The sequence below is a fragment of the Micromonospora sp. A202 genome (assembly GCF_006715105.1).
In the GTDB taxonomy this organism is placed as follows: domain Bacteria; phylum Actinomycetota; class Actinomycetes; order Mycobacteriales; family Micromonosporaceae; genus Micromonospora; species Micromonospora zamorensis.
The window spans coordinates 937,982-961,736 of record NZ_VFMP01000001.1 but is presented as its reverse complement, the minus strand read 5'-3'; the positions used below and the strand labels follow the sequence as shown (position 1 = coordinate 961,736).

The following is a 23,755-nucleotide window of genomic DNA, read 5'->3' as shown; positions in this document are numbered from 1 at the left end:
GCACATCAGCTTGAATCCGCTGGACAAGCCGATGCGCAGGTCGCTGCAGGCTCCCCATGGCGTTGGGGAACCGGGACCTGGCCGCTTCTTTGACGCTGGGCTCGTCGACGCAATCTGATGCGTCGACCACAGAACTGGGATTGTAATAGTCGGAAACCGATGACGCCTGCACGCCCTTACGTGCTACTTACCGCATTACTCTGCGCACGGTGGGTCAACGGAACCGTCTCCAGCAGTCACTCAGCCGCTCTGATTTCTGGCGGTTTGCGTGACTCCTTCCTGCCGCAGCTCCAGGACGTGATGGTGGTCGTCGGTCTGCACGAACCGGACCTCCAGATCGAGTCCCGGATGCAGGTAGCGACCGCCCGACTCCGCCAGCAGGACGACCGGCTCCTGGCCGGCAGCGGAGAAGGTCAGGCTGCCGTCGCTGACCACGATGTCGATCGGGTAGTCGTCGCGGAGGACGTAACGGCCCGCCACTTCACCAAGTGGTTCGGCGGTGACATCGGTGGCGTAGTGACGGTCGGCAGCGGCACGGACGCTGGCCAGCAGCTCCCACCCATCCTCGGAGTTGGTCATCACCGCGACCGCGGTGCCGCTGTCGGGCCAGACGTAGGAGAAGCAGGTGTAGCCGACGTTCTGCCCGGTGTGCCCGAACCGTCGGCATCCGGCGCGGTCGGCGAGCTCGGTGCCGAGCCCGTAGACGCCGCCGGGGATCTGCGGTGTCCACATCTCGGTGGCCAGGTCGCGGCTGAGCAGCTTCGAGTCCCCCGAGGCCGCCCTGGCGATCTCAAGGTCGAACCGGAGCAGGTCGGTCGGGGTGCTCCAAAGCCCAGCTGCCGCCGTCTCCGGCTGCACTCGCCAACCGCCGGGCACCCCGGCGCCGCCCCCATGATGGCCACGAGCCACCGGATGCGGTCGCTGGTGCGGAAACTGCTGGTCGAAGCTGCTGTCGGCCATGGCCAGCGGTTCCAGGACCAGCGATCGCATGAGGTCCTCGAACGGGGTCCCGGTCACGTCCACCATCAACTGCTGGAGCACCGAGTAGTGGCTTCCCGAGTACCGGAAACGGGTGCGCGGCAGAAGGGTCGACCGAACCGGCGCAGTGGTCGTGGAGCCGCCGCCCTCCAGGACCTGCAACAGCGACGGGGCCTGATCCGCGGCGTAGCCGCGATACCAGGTGTCGGACAGACCGGCGGTGTGCGCCAGCAGTTGTCGTACCGTCACTCGAGTTGGCTGACCCGCGCGGTCGAGCAGTTGCCACGACGTGAGGTACTCGCTGATGTCGGCGTCCAGATCCAGCACACCGTCCTGGACCAGCAGCAAAGCGCCGAACGCGGCGACATGCTTACTGATCGAACAGGCCGCGAACGCGGTGCCCGCGGTCACCGGCGTCGACGCCTCACCACCCGTGACGCCGTACCCGGTCGCCCACACCCGTCCACTCACGTGCCCGACGGCGATGCTGACCCCCGGCACCTGGTAGATGCGCATCAGATCGGACAACGTCGCCGTGTCCGGCGAGAGCCGCCCGGAAGACACGTGCCGGTCAAGCTGACCCAGCAACGGGGCCCATTCCTGAGACAGATCCACGTCCTCCACGGCGTCGATTCTTGACCAGCAGTGCTGCCCGATCAACGCCCGAGCCGCCTGGTCTGCCCCTCACGCAGCACGGTGCACCGCTCGGTTCAGGTGTGCAGCGTCCGGCCTGGGCTGTGGCCGTACGCCCGGCGGTAGTCGGTGCTGAAGCGTCCTGGATGGGGGAAACCCCAGCGCGCCGCTATTGCCGCCACCGTCGCTCCGGTGCCCGGATCGGCGGCTTGCAGGTCCCGGTGGGCACGGTCCAGGCGGACCTGGCGCACGTACTGCGACGGGGTCATGTCACGGTGCCGGCGGAACGCGTTCTGTAGGGCACGGACGCTCAGACGGGCCTCGGCAGCCAGGTCGGTCACTGTGACGCCGCGGTCGGCATGCGCCTCGGTGTACGCCATGGCCCGCCGTAGCGTCGCCGGTGCGACCGGGCGCGCTCCGGAACTCTGGTCGCCGTCCTGCGTGGCATTGGAAAAGGTAGCCAGTGCCGCTGTGGCCAGCTGGCGGCGTAGTTGGGCAACGATCAGGCGGTTGCTGGCAACCTCCGGCACGGACCGCATTGATCGCCAGACGTACGACACGGTCTGTGACCAGTGACGGGCCAACACGTCGGTCCTTGGCCGGCCGTCGCCGAAGCGAAGACCCGCAGCGTCGAGGCCGGCTTCCTGGGCGGCGTCCTCGACCAGCGATCGCGGCACACGTACCGTCAGGACGTCCACACCGCGGAACGTGACGATCAGCGGGCGGTCCGGGGGTTGGAGCACGACTCCGCCGGCCTTGACGGGAAAGCGGTCACGGCCGTCCTCCATGACGAAGTGCCCGTCGAGCATCACGTTGATGTTCAGGTCGGCGCTGGGCTCGGTCCGGACCAGGGTGCCCACCGAATAGTGCAGTCGCTGCACCGTCAGATCGTCCAGACTGGCCACACTGGTGTCCAGCAGGGCACCCTCGGGTCCTGGCTTGCTGAACCGCACCTGAAGGTCCACGAGCGCGGTGCGGAAGAACTGGTGCGCCTCCTCGATGTCAGTCGTCCGGTAGTGCTGTAGATGAGACTGGTTGACGGCGTTCAGGTCGCCCACGATGACCCCCGGCAGGCTCCGACTGGTGCTGGCTGACATGGCCTGCTCAGTCCACGATGCCCCAGGCTCGCGCACCAAAACCCGGACGAATCAGGGGCATGGCCAGTTTGGCCATGCCCCTGAGTCCTGCTTGTGCGCCGCCAGGGACTCGAACCCCGAACCCGCGGATTAAGAGTCCGCTGCTCTGCCAGTTGAGCTAGCGGCGCTCGCCGGCAACGGGACGAGACGGTAGCACGCCCCGGATGCCACCCCGAACGAGCAGGGGTCCGCCTCACCGCAGCGTCAGCGTGACCTTCCCGGTCGCGACCCCGGACGGGTCCACCACCAGGGAGTACGTGCCGGAGGCCGGCAGCACTGTCGGCGCGATGTCGCCGGCCCCGTTGACCACGCAGCCGCTGGTGATGGGGCTGCCGTCGGGGGCGCGTAGCTCCAGCACGCCGCACTGGTCGGGTAGGTCGGAGGCGGTCGCGGTCAGCCTCACCGACGTGCCGGCGTTGGCGGTGAACCGGTAGGTGGTGACAGCCCCGGGTTGGTCGACGGTGGCGACGACCTGCGGCCCGCCGATGGTGATCGTCGCAGCCCGGTCGCGGCTGCTGACGAGCCGCACTGTGGTCGCGCCGGTGCTGCGTCCGCTGGGGTCGACCACCACGGTGTACGTCCCGTCGGCGGGCAGCAGAGTGCCGTCGATCTCGCCGACGCCGTTGATCACGCAGCCGCTGTGCAGCAGCCGGCCGTCGGTGTCGCGCAGTTCCAGTGGGGAGCACTGGTCGGTCAGTGTGCTCGTGGGCACCTCGACGAAGACGCGCTCACCCTGCCGCCCGGTGAACCGGTACCGGGCCCGCGCGCCGGGCTGTTCCAGTGTCGCGATGACCGTCGGGCCGTTCGCTTGCAGCGTGCCGTCGACGTCCCGAGCCGCGTACACCAGGATGGCGGCTCGTCCGGTGTCGCCGGGGGCGGCGGTGACCCGCACGGCGTACGTGCCGGTGGCGGTGAGGTCGACGCGGTCGATGTAGCCGACGCCGTTGATGGCGCAGCCGCTCGCGATCTCCCGGCCGGTCGGGTCGGTGAGCGTGTACGGCGAGCAGCGGTTACCCATCCCGGGCGCGGTGGCGTCGACGAAGATGACGTCGCCGGCCCGGCCGGGGAATGTCAGCGGCGCCCCGCCTGGGGTCAGGCTGGCGGTCGCCACGGGTACGGCGGTGATCGGCGTGGTGGCGGGCGGGGCGACCCGCTCGGTGGTGGCGCCGGCCACCGCGAACTCGGGGCGGCCGCTGACCGCGACGTCGAAGACGCACTCGGCGAGTTGGGCGGGGGCGCTGACACCGGCCCACCGGCAGATCTGCTCGGCCGCGGCGCGACGGGCCGGGTCGAGGTCGCCGACGGTGACCTCCCGTTCGGGGAAGGCGCGGTCGGTGAACGTGCCGGTGTCCTGCCCGTCGTCGTAGTGCAGCAGCGAGCGGTCCGGGGCGATCCGCCAACTGTCCGCGTACGTCGGGTAGAGCTGCGCGAACGGCACCGGCTGGGTGAGCGCGGTCCCGGAGGAGGGCGCGATGTCATCGGTCGGGTCGCCGTCGAAGTCGCCGAGCAGGCCGCGTGCCTTCCCGGCCCGGCCGTCGGCGAGTTTGACCAGCACCCGGTAGCCGTAGTGGCCGATCTGGTCCACCGCAGCCCCGGAGCCGTCCGGCCATGTCACGTCGTACCCGACGGTGGGTCCGGTGTCTGAGGGGCGGCGGGTGAGGGTGCCGCCGCCGGGCAGGTCGGTGCGTTCCGGCGGCGCGGCCAGTGGCGCGCCGTCGACGTGCACCCGGGTGCCGCCGTCGGTGAGCGTGAGCGCGACCCGGTGGGCGCCGATCCGGAACGCGACCGCCGAGTTGACCGAGGCGGTCCTGGTGCCGGCCATCGGCGCCTGCCGGACCTGCACCTCCAACGGGTCGTTGCCGGTGGCGGTGACCAGCGTGAACTCGCCCACGGCCTGGAAGTCGTAGGCGACCCGGTCGAACGTGACCAGGTGCGGGTCGCCGTTGCTGCCACCGCAGTTCGCGCCCTCCTCGCAGAGCTTCACCGGACCCTTCGGCGGGGGCGTCTTCTTCGCCGGTTTCTTGCACTCGTCGAGGTTCTTCGGCAGCGGCTTCCCGTCGTACTCGGTGCGCGGCGGCAGGCCCTTCGCCGTCCGATAGCGGTTCTCCGCGAGTGTCGCCTTCACCTCGGCGGTACGGATGCCGGTGCTGCCGCAGTCGCCCTGCGGAACCTTGCTCTGGGAGATGTCGTCGGCGTGGTTCAGCTCGTGGTAGAGCGCGGCGCAGGGGTCCCGGGTCACGCCGTCGCCGTACGGGTCGACGGAGGTCGGATTCCACGTGACCGTCGAGGAACCCTTCCCGTCGGGGCTGTCCGGGGTCTCGAACGCGCCCGAGCCACCGGGGGTCGGAATGATCCGCACCCGGGGGGACTTCTTGTCCCGCAGCCGCGGCAGCACGCCGGACGGGTCCCCGCCGGGCCCGGCGAACCCCTTCAGGCAGTTGTCGACCGCGCCTTGGAAGTCGACGCCGCTGACCGGCACGCCGCCGGTCGGGTCCACCGCGTAGTCGGCCCGGGCCGGTCGGGAGCCGCCGACGACCAACGCGCCGACGGACACCAGCAGCAGGGCCACCGCGGCGGCGGTCGGCCGGCGGCGACGTGCCCGCAGCAGGACCACCAGCGCGACACCGAACAGCGCCAGCAGCAGCCCTCCGCCGGCAAGCCACAACCAGCGCCGTCCGGTCGCGCCGCCGCCCTCGCCAACGGTGAAGGTGGTGGTCCGCAGCGTGGTCCCGCCCGCGCAGAGGCTGGTCGCGCCGGTCACCGGCAGTGGCAGGTAGCCGGCGGTCACCTCGTACCGGCCGGGGGCGCCGACCGGCCAGAGCGTGTCCAGGCCACCGCCGTCCGGGGTGGCGGCCACCGAGCGGAGCACCACCGCGTCGGGCGTGTCACCGTCGTGCAGGCGTACGCCGGTCAGGCTCACCGTCGTGGTCGCACCGGCTTCCACGGTGGTGAGGCCGGCGGTGGCGGCAGCACCGATGCCGTCGTCGTGGAAGCTGCGGGCCAGCGTCGGCGTGAGGTCGCGCCCGTCGAGGCGTGCCCCGGTCACCTGGACGGTGCCCACGGCGCTGGTCGGCAGCGCGCACGCCGCGTCGGTGGTGTTCGTGACCGTGAGGTCGAGGCGGACCTGGTCGCCGGCCCGGTAGTCGGCCTGGCCTGGCCGCAGGGCCAGGCCGAGGCCGCCGTCAGCGGGCGCCGCTGCGGCGCTCACCGCGCCGGCCGCCAGGGCGGTCAGCAGTACGGGAAACGTGGCCGCGAGTCGCACAGTCCACCTCATGGTGCGGACTGTAGGGGCGCGACGGCCGGTCTCCGCACGCTCTGTCGGGGACCGGTCCCAGCCGGGGCGCGGTGGCCGTGTCCAACAGTCCGCCAAGCCCGGTTGATCAAGCGGGTACGCTCGTTACCGCTGCATGCTGCGCTGCCCGGCACCAAAACGGCGCCGAACGGCCGGCTCGGCCGCGAGCCGCAGCGGATCCGAGGAACGTCGCGCCGCTCCAGGGGGAAGCAACCAGGTGAGCACCCATTCGATGTTGTTGTTCGTGCTCGCCGCTGTCGCGGTCATCGTCGTCGTGCGGTGGGTGGCGGCCCGCACCGGTCTGCCGGCCGCAGCGCTTCTTCCGCTCATCGGCATCGCGTACGCGTTGCTCCCCGGCCCCAACGTCGGCCTTGATCCCGACCTTGTGCTCATGATCGTGCTGCCGCCGTTGCTCTACAGCGCCGCACTGGACTCCTCGCTGTTGGACATCCGCCGGAACCTCCGCATCGTGGTCAGCCTGTCCGTGCTGCTGGTCCTCCTCACCGGGGTGCTGGTCGGAATCGGGTTCCACCTGTTCGTCGCCGGGGCGACGCTGGCCGCCGGAATCGCGGTCGGCGCCGCCATCGCGCCACCCGACCCGGTGGCAGCCCTGGCGGTGGGCCGCCGGGTCAACCTGCCACCGAAGATGGTCACGATCATTCAGGGCGAGGGGCTGCTCAACGACGCCACCGCGCTGACGATGCTCAGCGTCGCGGTGGCCGCCGCCGTGGGTGGCGAGTTCTCCTTCCCGTCCGCCGTTGGCCAGTTCGTGCTGGCGGCGGTCGGCGGGGTCGCCGTGGGAGCGGCTGTCGCCTGGCTGGTACGTCTGGCCCGACCGTTCACCGCAGACCCACTGTTGTCGAACGCCATCTCGCTCGCGACACCGTTCGTGGCCTACCTGTTGGGCGAGGAACTGCACGTCTCCGGGGTGCTCGCCGTGGTGATCGCCGGGCTGATCGTCGGCCACAAGACGCCCCAGCTCACCTCTGGCGCCGCCCGGCTGCAGACCAGCGCTGTGTGGCGGCTGGTCGACTTCCTCCTCGAAGGCTTCGTCTTCCTGCTGATCGGCCAGCAGCTTCCCGAGGTCGTCAAGGGTCTGCGTCAGTACGACACGTCGACCATCGTCATCGCCGTCGCGGTGTCGGTCGGCGTGGTGCTCCTGCTGCGCCCCGCGTGGCTGGTGATGACCCAGTCCCTCCCCCGGTCGTTGCACACCCGGCTGGGCGGCATCTCCGAGCAGGACGACCCGGACGAACCCGGGACTGCCCGGCAGATCGAGCGCGCTGACCGCAACGCCCGCCGACTCACCTCCCGCGAAGTGGTGGCACTGAGCTGGTCCGGCACCCGTGGCGTGATCAGCCTGGCCGCGATCTTCACCCTGCCGCTGACCACCAACAGCGGCGCACCCTTTCCCGACCGTGACCTCCTGCTGTTCTGCACCTTCGTGGTAGTCCTGGTGACACTCGTCGGGCAGGGCATGACGTTCGCGCCGCTCGTGCGGATGCTGGGCCTGCGCGCCAACGAGACAGACCAGGCCCGCGTACGCAACGAGGCCCGTTCGGCGGCGGTCGAGGCCGCCCTGGCCCGCCTCGACGAGGTTGCCGCCGCGGAGCCGGACAGCGCGGTGGCCGTCAACACCATCCGTACGCAGCTGCTGGCCCGACTGGCGCGCTACCGCGGGCGGCTGGACCTGCTGGAGCAGAGCGACTCATCCGAGATGCCCACCTCACCGGAGTACGAGACGGCGCTTCGTGTCCGGCGGACAACGATCGACGCGCAGCGCGAGGAACTCGTGCGCTGGCGCGACTCCGGCCGGCTGCCGGATGAGGAGCTCCGCGTCCTGGAACGGGAACTCGATCACGAGGAGCTGCTGCTCCCGAAGCGGACCTCCAGCTGACCTGCCTCGCCAGTGCGGTGGACCCCACTGGCGAGGCAACGGTCGCTACCTCACCGCGCCAACTGGTGCAGGATCACCGGATCCTTGATCTTCTTGTCGGCGGCCAGCAGCAACGCCTTGCTGATGATTTCGCCGAGCCGGCTGTCGCCCTCGAAGGGCAGGTACATCTCCGGCTGCTTCGCCTTCGCCGAGTCGGGGATGATGCACAGATACCGGTCCTCCGGGGCGATCAGGATGTTGCCCGAGCCGCAGTGGATGCGGTACGTGTGCAGATCACCCCGTACTTCGAGGAACCGGTCGGTGAACGTGCACCGGTTGGCGATCGCCAGCCGGGGAACCAGCTCGGCCAGCACCTCCCGGCGCGTCCGAGCGGGCGGGCTGAGGTCGCCGAAGCTGTTCTGCGACCAGTAGTCGCGGTACCGGCCCTGTGGACCACCGTCGTACCAGTTCGGGTCGTTGCCCACCCCGGCCGCGGCAACGAACAGGTCGACGTCGCGCATCACCTCGCTCAGCACGACCGCCGGAACCTCCTCCAGCGGCACCGGCGTCCGTTCCCCCCGGAGGAACACCAGTTGGTCGGTCCCCATCGTGTCGAACATCAGGTCGTCGCCCTGATCCTCGATCCCGGCGATGTGCAGCACGGCGCGCATCTCCCAGTCCGGAAGGGCAAGCCAGGGGTCCTGGTAGCTGGCGCCGTCGTTGCGGTGTCGAACGTGCGACCAGCCGCGCCGGGACAGCAGCGCGATGAGACGGTGCTGGCGCACGATGTGTGCGGCGAAGCGGTTGGAGTACGTGCCGGTGGCCCGCTCCGCGTCGGTCAGCAGGTACTGCTCGCGGTGCGCCTGCTTGAACGGCTGGGTGATCGTGTGCCGGGCCAGGAAATCCCGCCAGGCCAGGACCGCGGTCGGATCGTCGACCGGGTGCCACAGCCGCACCGTGGCGTCGCCAGCGGGCTCGAACACCGTGTCGTCCACGGTCCGCAGGGCGTCGGAGCCCCAGCAGCAGGCGACGCCGTCGACGGTCCAGATCAGCCGTCGGGCCAGGGTCCGGACCAGCGGGTGGTCCAGGAACCGTTCCCGCCACTGCTCGACGGTCCACGCACGGTCGCGCCGCAGCAGCCCCTCCAGGCGGTCGCGGGTCCCGATCAGCGTCGCGCCGATGTCCGCGACTGTCGCCTTCAGCTCCTTCAACTCCTCGCCGTGGTCCTTGCGCACCTGAGCCGGAGGAGTCTTGACCACCTTGCCGTCGGAGTTGCGCCACACCACTGTGGCGTCGACGCCGCGCACCTCGACCTCGTACGAGCTGTCACCCAGCTTGTCCGCGAGTGGCAGCCCGAAGCCGGGCAGCGCCATCTCCTCGACGTCCTCACGGCCGATGCCGAGCGCCTCGGCGTGCTTGGTCAGGCCCTTCTCGACGATGCGGAGTGTGCTCTTGTAGGTCAGCCGCGACGCCAGCCGGGCCAGCTGCGCGAGGGCGGCGGGGTGATCGGTGTCGACGAGCACCGCCACCGCGACGTTCGCCAGTTTCGGGCTCGACGGACCGTGCCCGGGAACCTTGCGGGCGGCCCGTTCCGCGATGTGGCCGAGACTGCGCAGGGTCTCCTCCGACGGCGGGCACATCGCTCGCGCCCAGAGCAGACCCCACAGCACCCCGACGTTGTGCCGATCGACCAACCGCGGCGGGAAATCGTCGACGTGACCGGGGCAGCACGTGGTCATGCGCAGCGGCAGACTGCGCGGCAGACCCACCAGCGGAAGCCAGTCGTCGAGCCGCTCGGTGAACTCGTCGACGCCGACCGCGTCGAGCAGAACCCGGGCGCTCTTCTGCCAGGCGGCCGTCGGCCGCGCCTTGTCCGCGCCGAGCAGGCAGTGCGCAAGCAACGCCTGCCACCCGGATCGGCGCCCCTCCGGCATCGCCTCGATGTCCACGACGGCCCGGTCAGCCCACTGCTCACCGACGTTGACGAGCGGCCACATCGCCAGGTCGTCCTCGCCCATGAGGGAGTATGCGCGCTCGATCCGCGTCCGACGCCACGTCGCCAGCGCCGCCGGATGCGAACGCCCGGCGAGGTGCTCGGCCTGTAGCGACTCCCTGGTGAAGCTCACCAGCGACGTGCTCCACCGGCCGAATCCCAGCCACGCCTGACCGCCCAGCCGGTCCAGCCAGGCGGCGCCGTTCAGCCCACCGCCCGAGAGCAGAACACGGATGAACGTGGTCAGCCCATCCCTGTCCTGCCCGGGCACGACCAACGCGTCGAACACCCTCTGCCGGACCTGCACCGGTTGCGCGGCCAGGATCTGCTCAACCCGCTCCCACACCTCGCGGCAGGCGGCCCCCCATGAGGATTCGCTGGTGATGTTGTGGTGGCGTGGCAGGCTTCCGATCACCGTCATCGCCGCGGCGACACGCCGCTCATGATCCGCCTCGGCGCCGTCCAGCGCCGCGATGGCGGAGCTGAGCAGCTCCGCCTGGCGCGTCGCCTCCGGCAACAACTCGATCTGCGGCGAAGCAAGATCGTACGGGCCGTTCGGATCGTTGAGCGCGGCGAGCAGCGTCGGGCTCGTGCTGGCCGGCGCCCAGCCGCACACCACGGCCACCTGATCGACGAAGTCCCGCCGACCATGTGCGTTGAGGGTGTTCTTGCTCCGCTCACACCATCCCCTGACGGTGTCCACCACGTCGCGCAGTGCCAGCTCCGGATCGAACGTGTCCATCAGCCACCCACCAGCGGGACCAGCTTGAGGAACGTGACACGGGAGCCCGCGTGCAGGTGGACCGTGTCGTCCAGGCTGGTGACCTGACGATCGTCGACCAGCACCACGAAACCGTTGCGGCCGAACGCCTCGAGCGTCGCCCGCGTCCGTTCCTCCGGATCGACGCCCGCGCCGGACTCGGCGACTTCCAGGACCACTCGCCGGCGGATCAGCTCGTCGAGACGGACTGTCTCGTCGAAGATTTCCATTGTCCACTCGGCAACGCTCGGCCCACCGGTCGCTTCATCGGCGATTGTGATCATCGGCATGGCGCAGACCGTAGCGTGGACCCCGGACATGCTGTGTGGCGCGGAAGCGATCAGCGCCGCCACCTGGAACGCCTGTCGTTGGCCGCCGCCGGAGCCCCGTACCGTCAGGGCGTTTCGACGGTGACGACGCCAGTTTGTGTGACCTGGACGGGTGCCAACCAATCTCCCACGGTGTACGGCGATTTTTCGTGAAGGCGAGGTTGTGAGCGTGACCGATCACGCGTATCCGAACAGGACTGACCTGTCGGCGGTGGTGGACGCGGCACGCCGCGGGGACCAGGCGGCGATGGACGAGCTGGTCTCGCACTATCTGCCACTGGTGTACAACATCGTGGGTCGGGCACTGAACCGGTCGGCGGATGTCGACGACGTGGTGCAGAACACGATGTTGAGCGTCGTGCGCGGGCTGGCGGGCGTACGCGATCCGGGTGTCTTCCGGTCGTGGCTGGTGGCCGTCACCATGAACGAGGTCCGTGCCCACCAACAGTTCCGGCACACCACACCGGCACCGCCGGAGGACATCGACAACCTGATCGACCCGGGTTCCGACTTCGAGGACCTGACCCTCACCCAGCTTCGCCTGTCCGATCAGCGCCGCGAGGTCGCCCTTGCCACGCGCTGGCTGGACGACGACCACCGCCACCTGCTGTCCCTGTGGTGGCTGGCCGAGGCCGGTCACCTCTCCCGCGCCGACCTGGCCGAGGCCCTGCAACTGGATCCACATCACGTGACCGTCCGCGTGGCCCGCATGAAGGCGCAGTTGGACACCGCCCGGCTGGTGGTGCGAGCCCTCACCACGCGACCCGGCTGCGGCGGCCTGCACGACATGGCGTCCGACTGGGACGGCCGACCGGCGCCGGTGTGGCGCAAGCGGCTGGCGCGGCACATTCGGACCTGCGCGCACTGCCCGGATGCCACGTTCGATCTGGTACCGGCCGAGCGGCTGCTGGCCGGCATGGCGCTCACGCCGTTCCCGCCCGACCTCGCCTCGCGCGTCACACATCAGGTGCACGGCATCACCGGCGCGCAGCAGGGCATCTCGTCGGCGGGCGCGTCACACGCCGTCGCCTCGGCGGGCCCGTCACAAGGCGTCGCGTCGGCGGGCACACGCGCGAAGATCGTCGGGTTGCCGCAGCAGGCCCGCGTCGCGGTCCTGTCCCTGCCCAAGGCCCTGGTCGGCGCGTTCGCGGCCGTCGCCCTGGTCGGAGGGGCGGGGATCGTCGTCGCCGGTTACAAGGCCGGGCCGAGCCAGCAACCGGCGAGCGTGACAGCCGCCCAGCCCTCGACCGCGATCACCGAATCCGCCTCCGAGACACCCGGGTCCGCACTCGATTCACCTTCCCCGACGGCGCTCGACGCGTCCCCGACCACCTCGCGCCCGGCCTCCGCCCCCACCAAGTCACCGGCGCCAACCAAGTCACCGACCAGGCCGCCGACTCCGACCAGGTCGCCGACCAAGCCTGCCAGCACGTCCACCGGCGTGTCCGCTGCGGAACAGCGTCTGCTGGTGCTGCTCAACGAGCGGCGCCGCGCGCTCGGGCTGCCCGCTGTCGAGCTGCGCACGACGGAGCAACGCGCCGCGGAAACCTGCGTGAAGCAGAACCTGGATACGGGCGCCTTCGAGCACTGCGGCCATGAGGTTCTGTGGGCGTCCTCGGGCAACTCATCCCCCGAGCAGATGATCAACGCCTGGTTCAACAGTCCCGGGCACAAGCAGGCGCTGACCTACGCCAGCTCCCGTTTCGCCGGCCCCGCCATCGTCTTCAACGGCACCCGTCAGATCGCTGCCATCAACATCGATTACTGAAACTCTCCGCAGGTGAGAGTGGCGCAGCGTCGACTGCGCGCCCGGCCCGACGCCGATCGGCGTCGGGCCGGGCATGAGAGCCGCGAGCCGTCACCAGGGCACCACACCGGCGTCCTCGAAAAAGCCGCCGGTGGGGCCCCCGTCGGGCAGTGTGGCCAGGCGGATGGCGGTCGCCGCGCCCTCCTGGGGAGTACGCACGCCACGGAAGCCGTTGAGGTCGGTGGCGACGAAGCCCGGGCAGGCGCAGTTGATGAGGATCTTCGTGTCCGCCAGTTCCCGGGCGTACTGAAGGGTCACCGCGTTCAGGAACGACTTCGAGGGCGCGTAGGCCACAGCGACCGGACCTGTGGTGTCACCGTCGGGGCCAGACTGCCGGGTCAGAGAACCGACGCCGCTGGACATGTTCACGATGCGCGGTGAGGTCGAGCGGCCGAGCAGCGGCAGCATCGCGTTCGTCACCCGGATGACGCCGATGACGTTGGTCTCCACCACGGTGCGGAGGACGGCCAGATCGACGCTGCTCGGCTGCTGCTGTCCGCCACCGGTGATCGCGGCGTTGTTGACCAGCGCATCGAGGCGTCCGGCGTGTTCGGCGATCAGATCGGCTGCGGCGGCGACACTGCGGTCGTCGGTGACATCCAACGGGACACCGAAGGCGTCGACGCCAGCGTCCCGCAGTCGTGCCACCGCCGTGTCCCGCCGGGCCTGGTCGCGCGCGCCGACACCCACGCTCCAGCCCAGCGCACCCAGGCCTGCCGCAATCTCGTACCCGATGCCCTTGTTGGCCCCGGTGACCAGGGCAATCTTCTTGTCACTCATGTCTTCGACTGTGGGTCACGGCCCGCGAGTCGTCCAAGACCACCTGAGTCATGGGCGATACCCGGAAGGTATCGCCGCCTCCGTTACGGGCTAGGCTGGACACGTGGAGACACGAGAGCTGCGGTACTTCGTCGCCGTGGCCGAGGAACTGCACTTCGGCCGCGCGGCGCAACGCCTGGGCATGGCCCAGCCGCCATTGTCGCGGGCGATCAGTCAGCTCGAACGCCGTCTGGGTGCCGCCCTGCTGAAGCGTGACAGCCGCTCGGTGACCCTGACCGAAGCCGGTGCGGTCCTGCTGCACGAGGGACGAGCAGCACTGGACGCTGTGGAAGCTGCCGAACATCGCGCCCGACGCGCAGCTCTCTCCGTCACCGGTCACGCCAGCGTCGTCCTGGCGACCAAGGCCGGAGCGTCCAGCGAGTTGCTCGCGAAGCTGCTGCACGCCTACTCCACCGAACCCGGATCGGTCGACGTCGACGTGGTGCTGTGTGGCCCCGGCGAACAGGAACGACTGTTGCGGACCGGCCGTGCCGACGTCGCGATCCTTCACCACCCGTTCGACGACCTGACGGGGCTCGACACCGAGGAACTGCTCACCGAGGGCCAGGTCGCCATCCTCCCGGCCGGCCATCCCCTCACCATTCGCGAGAGTGTGCAGCTGAGCGAGGTGACCGAGCTGCCGGACCTGCCTCTACCGCGCTGGCCGGCGCATGACGGCACCTATCCCGACGGCCCCGGTCCTGAGGCCCAGAGCCACTCCCAACTTTTCCAGCTCACCGCCCTTGGCCGGACCTTGCTGGTCGTGCCCGAGTCCGCCCGATCCCAGCTGAACGACGATCTCGTCGCCGTGCCGATCGTGGACGCGCCGGAAGTCACCACAGTCATCGCCTGGCCCCCGCACAGCCGTTCCCGAGCTGTCGCCGATCTTGTCAGGGCCGCACTCCGCCTCTAGCCGCCGGAATCTGCGGCTCGTTGCACCGGCGTACGCGAAAAAGGCCCTGACCGGCAGGGATCTGCCAGGTCAGGACCTTCATCGTTGGTGCGCCGCCAGGGACTCGAACCCCGAACCCGCGGATTAAGAGTCCGCTGCTCTGCCAGTTGAGCTAGCGGCGCTCGTTCGGCAACGGAGAGAACATTAGCACCCCCGAAACCCCGGCTCCAATCCGGCTACCGGGCTCCCCCCTTCGGTCGAGCTTTGCCGACAAAAAGCCCCAAACTGGCCAGCCGGCTCAAGGCAGGGGCGTGGGTTGCGGCGTCGATGCGGCACGATGTCCGCCAGGTACGCGAGAACAGAGGTGGGGATGACACGGTTCACGCGAGCCGGGGCGGTGGTGGGCGCTCTGGCTCTGGTGGCGTCGCTGGCACTGACCGGGTGCGGCGACGAGAAGAAGCCGGAATTCGTTGGCGGGACGTCGCCGGCGGACGCGGGTGCCGAAGCTGGCTCGTCCGCGCCCTCGGCACCGGCAACCCCGAGCGCGCCGAGCGGACCGACGCTCACGCTGAGCCCGGCGGACGGCACCAAGGGCCGGCCGGTGAGCACGGAGATCAGCGCGAAGCTCCCGAACGGCGGAAAGGTGTCCGCGGTCACGCTGACGGCGGACGGTGGGGGCTCGGTGGAGGGCAAGCTGCGCACCGACGGTTCGGCCTGGGTGCCGTCCGCCCCGCTGAAGTTCGGCACCCGCTACACCGCCACTGTGACGGCGAACGGGTCCGACGGCACGAGCAGCCGGGGCACCAGCAGCTTCACCACGATGGCCAAGCCGAAGTCGACGATCGGGTCCGGCCTGTATCTCTTCGACGACAAGAGTTACGGCGTGGCCATGCCGGTGGTCACCGAGTTCCACCCGGGCATCCCGAAGAAGGACCGGGCGGCGGTGCAGAAGCGGATGTTCGTCCGCACCGACCCGCCGCAGCCGGGGGCGTGGCACTGGGTCGACAACGGCACGCAGGCCTACTACCGGGCCCCGGAGTACTGGAAGCCCGGCACGACCATCAGCGTGCGGATCGCCCTCGCCGGGATGCCGCTGAGCAACGGCAAGTACGGCGACATGGACCGTAAGGCGACCGCGAAGATCGGCCGGTCGTTCGAGATGAAGGTCGACAACGCCAACAAGAAGATGCTGGTGTACGAGAACGGCGCGCTGGTGCGCACCATCCCGGTGAGCCTGGGCAAGAAGAGCACGCCGTCGTCCAGCGGCACCATGGTCGTGATGGAGAAGAAGGAAGCCACGACCTTCGACACCCGCGACGACCCGGACCCGGCCAACCGCTACGTCACCGACATCCAGTTCGCCCAGCGGCTCACCTGGGGTGGCGAGTACATCCACGCCGCACCCTGGTCGGAGCACGTGCAGGGGCGGCAGAACGTCTCGCACGGCTGCGTGAACGTGTCGATGCTGAACGCCCGGTGGTTGTTCGAGAAGACGCGGATCGGTGACCCGATCACGGTGAAGGGCACCGAGCGCAAGATCGCCGCCGGCAACGGCTGGACGGCGTGGAGCCTGAGCTGGTCGGCGTTCATCAAGGGCAGCGCACTACCCGTACCCAAGGGTGGGGCCGGCCCGGCGCTCTGAGCCGACCGGCATCGATGCGCCGGCCCTGCCGATGGCCGGGCCGGCGCGTACCCTTGCATTCCCGCGCTGCGACGACGCCGCGGCGACCCCTCGGTCCCGGTACGGAGACGAGCCAGGCTCACGAAACGCCGGATAGTAGCAAAAATCCGGCATCATCGTCGGCGTGTTTCGGTTCACCCTCGGCAACCGGGGCCGGCTCTGGCGCGTCAGTAGGAGACGATGGGGCAGCGACCACGACTGTGAGGGAATCATGCGAGCTAGCCAGGACCAGCTGATCAGACGCGGTGGGCGACGCCGCGTGTTCGCGGCAGGGCTCCTCGCCGTGGCGCTGGCCTTCACCTCCGCCTGCACCGACGGCGACGGCGGCAAGCCGTCCTCCTGGCAGGGCGGCGACGAGGCTCCGGCACCGAAGGCGGCGGCGACCATCAGCGAACCGGCCGCCGATGCCAAGGACGTGCCAGCGTCCACCGGCATCACCTTCACCACCAAGGACGCCGCGAAGACCGCTGTCGAGCTGAAGGACGCGGCCGGCAAGGCCGTCGAGGGCACCCTCGCGGCAGATGGCACGACGTGGCTGCCGGCCGGCGCGCTGGAGTACGGCACGGCCTACACGGCGACCGTCACCGCCACCGGCGACGACGACCGTCCGGCCACCGCGACCAGCACCTTCACCACGATGGCCAAGCCGAACAACCAGGTACGGGTGACCAGCTTCCTCGGCGACAACCAGGTGGTCGGAGTCGGCATGCCGCTGATCGTGAAGTTCAGCCGGAACATCCCGGAGGACTACCGCGACGACGTGCAGCGCCGCATGACGGTGACGTCGACGCCGGCGCAGGAGGGCATCTGGCACTGGGTCAGCCCCACCGAGATCCGGTACCGGCCGAAGGAGTTCTGGAAGGCCGACAGCAAGATCTCCTACCGGGTGCAGGCCGGCGGTCTGCCGATGGGCGAGGGCTGGTACGGCCGCGCCGACCTCAGCGTGGACGTCAAGATCGGCGCTGCGACGGTCATGACGGTGGACAACAAAACCAAGCGGATGACGGTGACCCGCAACGGCTCCGTGATCAAGACCATCCCCGTCAGCCTGGGCAAGAAGAGCACCCCGTCGTCCAGCGGCACCATGGTCGTGATTGAGAAGCTGCGCAAGACGGTCTTCGACACGTTCGAGGAGCTGGGCCCGGAAGAGGGCTACCGCACCAAGATTGACTTCGCGCAGCGCCTCACCTGGGGTGGGGAGTTCATCCACGCGGCGCCCTGGTCCGAGGGCCAGCAGGGCAGCGTGAACGTCTCGCACGGTTGCGTGAACGTGTCGATGGCCAACGGCGACTGGCTGTTCAAGAACACCCAGATCGGTGACCCGATCACGGTCAAGGGCACCGAGCGCAAGCTGCAGAACGGCAACGGCTGGACCGACTGGAACATGAGCTGGGACGACTACGTCAAGGGCAGCGCCCTGCCGTACGAGCCTCCCGCGGACCCGGACACCACGCCGACGCCGGACGGCGCGGTCACCCCGACCCCCACGCCGACCGCCTGACCCGAACGACGAAGCCCTCTCCCACGCGGAGAGGGCTTCGTCGTGGATGCCCCTATCGGGCCCACGAAACGACTCAGGCCCCCTCCGAGGAGGGGGCCTGAGCAGCACAACCAACTGGGTGACTGATGGGAATTGAACCCACGACAACCGGGACCACAACCCGGTGCTCTGCCAACTGAGCTACAGCCACCACGCCGCCGTCGCCCGGTCGATAGCCCCGGGCGGGGTGCGGACCAATAATAGCCACATCGCGGCGTGCCTCGTCCAGCGGGTTCCCCGGTCCCCGTACGAGCCGCCGCGGGTCAGAGTTCGGCGGCGATCGCCTTGGCGGTCTCGACGTCCGGGCCGGGCAGCGGCACGAAGACCGTACGCCGGTAGTACTCCAACTCCCGGATGCTCTCCCGGATGTCGGCCAGCGCCCGGTGCGCGAGGCCCTTCTGCGGCTGGCCGAAGTACACCCGCGGGTACCAGCGGCGGCAGAGTTCCTTGATCGACGACACGTCGATCAGCCGGTAGTGCAGGTGCGCGTCGAGTCGGGGCATGTCCCGGGCGATGAAGCCCCGGTCGGTGGCGATCGAGTTGCCGCACAGCGGTGCCGTACGCGGATCCTTGACGAAGGTCCGGACGTAGTCCAGGACCAGGTCCTCCGCCTCGGCGAGGGTGACCGCCGAGCGGCGGACCTCCTCGGTGAGGCCGGACTTGGCGTGCATCGTCTGGACGATCTCCGGCATCGCCTCCAATGCCGCCTCATCGGCGTGGATCACCACGTCGACACCGTCACCCAGCACATTGAGGTCGGGATCGGTGACCAGTGCCGCAACCTCGATCAGTTTGTCCCTGCCAAGGTCCAACCCGGTCATTTCACAGTCGATCCAGACAAGGAGATCAGCCACCGGGACAGCCTACGCGCAGCCCACGACCCGCAGCTGCGCGCTCTCGGCCGACCGGACCGCTAGGGTTTCGGGGTGCCAGCAGAACCCGTCGCACCGCCCGCCGTCACGGACGACGATCCCGGCGGCCGTACGGTCCGTCGCCTGGTCGCGGTGGTGGCTCTTGTCGCCGTGCTCCCGGCGCTCTACCTGCGCGGCCTCGTGCACAACTTCTTCGACCTCAAGATTTACATGTCGGCCATGGACTGGTGGCGCGTCGGCCACCCGCTCTACGACTACGTCCAACCCGACCGGGTGCAGGGCGAGCTGTACTTCACGTACCCGCCGTTCAGCGCGCTGCTGCTGTGGCCGTTCGGTCTGCTGCGACTCGGCGCCACCGTGACGATCTTCACGGTGCTCACGATGGCGGCCGTGGTGCTGACCACCCGGTGGGTGGTGATGCCGCTCATCGACCGGCACCACCTGCCGCGAACGTTCACCCTGGTCGTCGCCGTGCTGCTGGTGCTGGCGGTGGAGAGCACCCGCGAGACGATCACCTTCGGTCAGATCAACATGCTGCTGGTCGTACTCATCCTGGCAGACCTGCTGTACGCGGTGCCGCAGGCGCGGCGCTGGGCCGGGGTGGGCGTGGGGCTGGCGACGGCACTCAAGCTCTTTCCCGGCATCTTCATCGTGTACCTGTTGGCCACCCGGCGGTGGCGGGCCGCGGCGGTGGCCAGCGCGACCGCGGCGGCAGCGACCCTGCTCGCGGCGGCGATCGCCCCGAGCGACTCGTGGCGGTTCTGGACGCACGAACTGTGGGCCACCGATCGGGTGGGGCGCACCGACTACGTCGGCAACCAGTCGCTGTTCGGCCTGCTCAGCCGGTTCACCGCGCCGGCGAAGCCGGACCAGCTGCTCTGGCTGTTGTTGGTCGCCGTGGTCGCCGTCTACGGGCTGTGGCGGGCCGCCCGCGCTGCTCGGGCCGGTGACGCGTTGACGGGCCTGACGCTGACCGGGCTGGTCGGCTCGCTGGTCAGCCCGATCACCTGGACCCACCACATCTACTGGTTCGTTCCGGCGGTGGTGCTGCTCGCGGACGCGGCGTTGAGTGCCGACCGGCCGGACGAGGCACGCCGGCGTCGGTGGTTGGCCGGGCTCGCGCTGGGCATCACCGCGGTGATCGTCTATGGCGTGGTGACGTTCCAGGCCTGGGGCGTGGAGCCGGTCCGCACCGAGAACCCGGCGGACTTCGTCGTGCAGAACGCCTACGTGCTGATCAGCGCGCTGCTGCTGGTGGTCCTGCCGGTGGGCGCGCGGCGCGCTGAGGAAGACTCAGGCCACCGTGAGGAAAAATCGCGCCAAATGGACAGATCTCCCCAGTAGCCGCCATCAGCGCTAATCTGACCTCATCTACCTCAAGCGTCGCTCAGGTAGCACCGATCCCCCGGTGAGAGTGGCCCTCCGCGTCGGCAGCGCGGAGGGCCACTCGCCGTTTCGTCCCCCGCCAGCCGCGTAATCACCGACCGGGCACCACCGGCGGCACCTCCACCGGCTGGTCCGTGGCCTCCGTACCGGCCGGTGGCCACGCGAGACTCAGCGTCACCTCCGGTGGGCGCGGCAACCGGGCCGGTTCGTCCAGGTCGGCGAGGGTGACCGGCCGGGACGGTTCGGTGCCGATCGCCGAGCGGAGCCGCTCTCCCGCACCCGAGCCGACCGGGGTGAGCTGCCGGACCGCCGGCAACGGCGGGGTCGAGCCCTGCTCCCGGGAGCCCAGGCCACTCAGCGAGGTGACACCGAGCCGGCCGGCGAGCACCGGCACCTGATCCGGCTCGACCACGAAGATCACTTCACGCGGGCGCAGCGGCCGCAGCAGGAGCAGCACCGCACACACCACCAGCAGGACGCCCACGGCCAGCAGACCCCAGGTGGCCGGCCCGGTCCACCCGGCGCGCAACTCGGCGCGCAGGTCCAGCGCCAGATCCGCCCCGCCGTCGGGGCGCATCACCACGAGGCTCATCGGCTCACCGGCCAGGTCCCCGACACTCCACTCCAGCGAGCCGATCCCCTCGCGTACCCAGAAGGACCGCCCCAGCGGCGTGACCGCCTCAGCCGCGGTCCGGGTGCCCACGGCCGGACCGGCCGCGTCCAGCCGGACCGGCAGCGGGCCCTGGGCCAGCGCCACCCGGCGAACCGAGGCGTACGGTGCCGACTCCAACCAGCGGCGTACCTCAGCGGTGGGCGCCAGCCCGACGAAGGCCGGGCCGTCCGCGGTGCGGGCGTCCAGTCGCAGCCGGGTCTGCGCGGTACGCGCGAACGGCGCCTCCTGCCGCAGCAACCGGTCGAGGTCGGTGACCACGACCGCGTGACCGGGCGTGCGGACCGTTTCGAAGCGGGCGGCGAAGGCCCCGTCGGGGTCGGCGTGGCGGGTCACCAGCCACAGCGCGCCTCCGGCGAACAACGCCGGAATCCCCACGACCAACAGCAGCACTCCGGCGATCATCCGCACGAACCGCATCCGCACCGTCCCCCTCCGTAGCCAAGTACCCGGCCGACCTTACCGACGCAGACCGTCTGATCAGCGGATATCCACGGCACGGGCGGTGCGGACTCCAGAAAGCGCACTGGCCCGCCGGATGGTCCGGCGGGCCAGCGGTGGGACGGGGGTCAGGACTTGGCGACCGGCTCCCGACGGGTCCGCGTGAACGCCAACCCGCCCAGCACCAGGCCGGCCAGACCAGCGACGAGACCGGCCACACCGAGGCCCACCGCGAGGCCGTTGCCGTCCTCGTCGTCGTCGTCATCGTCGGGTGCCGCGACGGCGGCGGCGGAGGCCGGTGCGGCCGAACCACCCGGCGCGGCGGCGGCGGTCAGGGTGAGCACCGGAGCCGGGCTCTCGGGCTCCTCGCCGCCCGGTGCCTGCTCGTCGATCCAGCGCGAGATGTTGCCGTCGGAGTAGGTCTGGAGGGTCTTGAAGACCATCGAGTCGACCTTCGGCAGCGGCCCCATCGAGACGGGGAACTCCTGGAACTGGCCCGGCTTCACCCCGGCGTCACCGGTGGCCGTCCAGGTGATCTTGGAAACCGCCTCGGTGAGCTGGCTGCCGTGCACCTCGATCGGCGGATCCACCTTGCGCTTCTCCGTCGCGACCGTCCAACCGGGGACCGGCATGGTCGACACCGAGCCGACCGGGGCGTTCTCCGGGAGGACCACCTCGAGCTTGACGGTCGACGCGGTGTCACTCTCGTTCGGCACCCGGAACGCCACCCGGGCGTAGCCACCCTGGGTCGCCTCCTTTGGGTTCACCGTCACGTGAGCGGACGCCGGTCCGGCGAAGCCGAGCACAGCGGTGGCGGCGGCGGCGAACGCCAGTGCGGCAGCGGCGGTTGCGGTACGCCGGATTCGGGTCATGGGTTTCGCGGACCTCTCTAACGGATCGGCACGGTGGCGGTCACCGTGGCCTGGTCGATGTCGGTCGTTCGGGCGGTGATCTTCAGTTGCCAGTCGCCGGCTGCGGGCAGGCTGATGTCGCCGTAGGCGTGGTTGTCCGTCAACGGCAGCAGCGGGACGTCGATCGGTTCGATCCCGGCCGAGGGCAGCGCGGCGGTCGCCTTCCACTCCACGACCGGCAGCGGCAGGTTGTCCTTGCCGTACGCGTACAGGTGCACCGAGTTGTTGCCCCGCTGGGCCGGGCTCACCTCGATCTGCATCTCGTAGAGCGGGCTGGACAGCCTGGTGCTGAACAGGCCGGCCTCGGTGCTGGAGGGCCCGGCGACGGCGGTGCGGGCGGGCGTGGTCTGCACGAGCGTGGCGGACAGGCCCAGCACCACCACGGTGACCGCCAGCTCCACCCAGACCGCCCGGCGTACCGGCGCCGGTCGCTGCGCGGCGACACGGCGGCGGACCAACTGCCGGGAGTACGCGGCCACGGCGATCACCAGCGCGAACAGCCCGATCTTGGCGAGCAGAAGCCGCCCGTAGGTGGTGTCGAACAGCGCCTGCGGGGTGGCCACCTCGATCAGCGCCTGGACGGTGCCAGCCAGCAGCAGCGCCGACACGGCGAGCGCCGCCCAGCGCGACCAGATCGGCAGGATCGCGCTCAACTCCCGCTCGTCGGCCTGGCGCAGCAGGAAGCCGGCGAGCATGAGCAGACCGCCCAGCCAGACGGCCATGCTGCCCAGGTGCACCGCGTCGACCACCACGGAGACCGCCGGCGCCGGGGAGGCGGCCGGGTGCCCGGCCAGGGGCCAGGTCAGCAGGGTGGCGCCGCCGAGCACGGCCAGGATGATCGCGTCGGCGCGGCCGGTCGGTCGGGCCAGCAGCGGCCGGAGCAGGAAGACGGACGCCGCCAGCAGACCGAGCCGGACCAGGTGGGCGGCGCCGAAGGCGCTGCCGAACACGCTGCCGAAACCCTCGCCGGTGACGTCGAAGAGGCCACCGCCGGCGGTGTAGGGCACCTGCAACCACAGGTCGGCGAGGGTGGCGACGGCCACCAGACCCAGGCCGGTCCACGCCAGGCGGGTCGGCCCCCGGCGGGAGAGCCGTCGGGGCCAGAGCGCGGCGAGCACCAGCGCCGGCCCGACCAGCAGCACCAGGCCGGCGTAGCCGAGGAAGCGGGCCACCTTCACCGCCGTACCCACCACCGGGTTGGCGCGGCTGTCCGAGCCGGAGTCGATGGGTGGCGTCGAGGGTGCGCCGACCGAGTAGGTGAACGCCCCGGAGACCGGGTGGCTGTCGGCGGAGATCACCCGGAAGCTGACCAGGTAGGTGCCTCGGCCCCCGGCCGGGTCCACCGGAATGGTCACGACACCGCCGGCGAAGGACGGCTCACCCCGGTCGGCCCGGGCCCCGTCGGGCGCGATGATCCGGATCTTGCCGGGAACCTTGCGGACCGACTCGCTGAACGTCAGCACCACCTCGGACGGCCCGCTCGGCACGATGGAGGAGGCGGCCGGGCTGCTGCTCTCCAGCACCGCGTGGGCGCTCGCGGAGGTGGCCGGCGCGATCAACAGGGCGACGACGGTGACCAGCAGGCCGGCAGCTGCGGCCAGCCGGGCGAACCAGCGGCGGGGGGCGACAGTCATGCCAGCCATGGTCGCCGACCGGTGTGGATCTCGGCGACCCGAGTCGGGCGAAGGGCTCAACTCTGCTCAGCCGCCAGTGCCGCGCGGGAGGGATCGCGTGTCATG

The 23,755-nt window shown here is 70.3% G+C and carries 16 protein-coding genes and 3 tRNA genes; 6 read left to right on the top strand and 13 right to left on the bottom strand.

Annotated elements, in window-relative coordinates; translation table 11 throughout:
• Positions 1–240 precede the first annotated feature (240 nt).
• The 4 genes from FBZ33_RS04560 to FBZ33_RS33620 all read right to left on the bottom strand — a co-directional run bounded on the left by FBZ33_RS04560 (position 241) and on the right by FBZ33_RS33620 (position 6,021).
• The gene (locus tag FBZ33_RS04560; protein ID WP_141908109.1) at positions 241–1,602 is read right to left on the bottom strand and encodes a serine hydrolase; all 1,362 of its coding nucleotides are present in this window, start codon (positions 1,600–1,602) and stop codon (positions 241–243) included.
• Between the two features lie 86 nt (positions 1,603–1,688).
• Positions 1,689–2,708: an AraC family transcriptional regulator gene (locus FBZ33_RS33035; protein ID WP_141908108.1), complete on the bottom strand. Its 1,020-nt coding sequence runs from the start codon at positions 2,706–2,708 to the stop codon at positions 1,689–1,691.
• A 94-nt stretch (positions 2,709–2,802) separates the two neighbouring features.
• Positions 2,803–2,875: transfer RNA gene (locus FBZ33_RS04550), tRNA-Lys, on the bottom strand.
• Positions 2,876–2,940: 65 nt separating this feature from the next.
• Entirely contained in the window at positions 2,941–6,021 is a 3,081-nt protein-coding gene (locus FBZ33_RS33620) for a VWD domain-containing protein (protein WP_141908107.1), read from the bottom strand.
• Positions 6,022–6,271: 250 nt separating this feature from the next.
• On the opposite strand from FBZ33_RS33620, the gene FBZ33_RS04540 reads away from it, so the two are divergent.
• Positions 6,272–7,936 (top strand): Na+/H+ antiporter, encoded by a 1,665-nt coding sequence (locus FBZ33_RS04540; protein ID WP_185755465.1) that lies wholly within the window; start codon positions 6,272–6,274, stop codon positions 7,934–7,936.
• A gap of 50 nt (positions 7,937–7,986) precedes the next feature.
• Here FBZ33_RS04540 and FBZ33_RS04535 read toward each other — a convergent pair whose 3' ends face one another.
• Positions 7,987–10,650: a DUF4132 domain-containing protein gene (locus FBZ33_RS04535; RefSeq protein WP_141908105.1), complete on the bottom strand. Its 2,664-nt coding sequence runs from the start codon at positions 10,648–10,650 to the stop codon at positions 7,987–7,989.
• Positions 10,650–11,021 (bottom strand): hypothetical protein, encoded by a 372-nt coding sequence (locus FBZ33_RS04530; RefSeq protein ID WP_255508713.1) that lies wholly within the window; start codon positions 11,019–11,021, stop codon positions 10,650–10,652. Before FBZ33_RS04530 ends, FBZ33_RS04535 begins: the two co-directional genes overlap by 1 nt.
• 145 nt (positions 11,022–11,166) lie before the next feature.
• Here FBZ33_RS04530 and FBZ33_RS04525 point away from each other — a divergent pair, with 145 nt between their 5' ends.
• The gene (locus tag FBZ33_RS04525; protein ID WP_255508712.1) at positions 11,167–12,765 is read left to right on the top strand and encodes a sigma-70 family RNA polymerase sigma factor; all 1,599 of its coding nucleotides are present in this window, start codon (positions 11,167–11,169) and stop codon (positions 12,763–12,765) included.
• 90 nt (positions 12,766–12,855) lie between these two features.
• On the opposite strand, the gene FBZ33_RS04520 is transcribed toward FBZ33_RS04525, so the two are convergent.
• Positions 12,856–13,584, bottom strand: a complete 729-nt coding sequence (locus tag FBZ33_RS04520) for an SDR family oxidoreductase (RefSeq protein ID WP_141908103.1) — start codon at positions 13,582–13,584, stop codon at positions 12,856–12,858.
• Positions 13,585–13,687: 103 nt separating this feature from the next.
• Here FBZ33_RS04520 and FBZ33_RS04515 point away from each other — a divergent pair, with 103 nt between their 5' ends.
• Entirely contained in the window at positions 13,688–14,536 is an 849-nt protein-coding gene (locus FBZ33_RS04515) for a LysR family transcriptional regulator (protein ID WP_141908102.1), read from the top strand.
• An 85-nt stretch (positions 14,537–14,621) separates the two neighbouring features.
• On the opposite strand, the gene FBZ33_RS04510 is transcribed toward FBZ33_RS04515, so the two are convergent.
• Positions 14,622–14,697: transfer RNA gene (locus FBZ33_RS04510), tRNA-Lys, on the bottom strand.
• 188 nt (positions 14,698–14,885) lie between these two features.
• Between FBZ33_RS04510 and FBZ33_RS04505 the strand changes: the two genes are divergently transcribed.
• A complete protein-coding gene (locus FBZ33_RS04505; RefSeq protein WP_141908101.1) occupies positions 14,886–16,157 on the top strand; it encodes an Ig-like domain-containing protein in 1,272 nt (423 codons plus the stop codon).
• Positions 16,158–16,407: 250 nt separating this feature from the next.
• A complete protein-coding gene (locus FBZ33_RS04500) occupies positions 16,408–17,697 on the top strand; it encodes an Ig-like domain-containing protein (protein ID WP_141912403.1) in 1,290 nt (429 codons plus the stop codon).
• A 117-nt stretch (positions 17,698–17,814) separates the two neighbouring features.
• On the opposite strand, the gene FBZ33_RS04495 is transcribed toward FBZ33_RS04500, so the two are convergent.
• Both FBZ33_RS04495 and orn read right to left on the bottom strand, forming a co-directional pair.
• Positions 17,815–17,887 (bottom strand) — tRNA-His (locus FBZ33_RS04495).
• Positions 17,888–17,999: 112 nt separating this feature from the next.
• Positions 18,000–18,590 carry an oligoribonuclease gene (gene orn, locus FBZ33_RS04490; protein ID WP_088946475.1) on the bottom strand — a complete coding sequence of 197 codons (591 nt, stop codon included), beginning with the start codon at positions 18,588–18,590 and terminating at the stop codon, positions 18,000–18,002.
• Between the two features lie 72 nt (positions 18,591–18,662).
• Between orn and FBZ33_RS04485 the strand changes: the two genes are divergently transcribed.
• On the top strand, positions 18,663–19,952 hold the full coding sequence (locus tag FBZ33_RS04485; RefSeq protein WP_141908100.1) for a glycosyltransferase 87 family protein: 1,290 nt from the start codon (positions 18,663–18,665) through the stop codon (positions 19,950–19,952).
• Positions 19,953–20,085: 133 nt separating this feature from the next.
• On the opposite strand, the gene FBZ33_RS04480 is transcribed toward FBZ33_RS04485, so the two are convergent.
• From FBZ33_RS04480 to FBZ33_RS04470, 3 genes are all read right to left on the bottom strand, one after another.
• Complete coding sequence (locus tag FBZ33_RS04480) at positions 20,086–21,084, bottom strand: hypothetical protein (RefSeq protein ID WP_141912401.1); 999 nt, start codon at positions 21,082–21,084, stop codon at positions 20,086–20,088.
• Positions 21,085–21,233: 149 nt separating this feature from the next.
• Positions 21,234–21,977 (bottom strand): YcnI family protein, encoded by a 744-nt coding sequence (locus FBZ33_RS04475; RefSeq protein WP_141908099.1) that lies wholly within the window; start codon positions 21,975–21,977, stop codon positions 21,234–21,236.
• Between the two features lie 17 nt (positions 21,978–21,994).
• Entirely contained in the window at positions 21,995–23,659 is a 1,665-nt protein-coding gene (locus FBZ33_RS04470) for a copper resistance CopC/CopD family protein (protein ID WP_141908098.1), read from the bottom strand.
• Between the last annotated feature and the right edge of the window lie 96 nt (positions 23,660–23,755).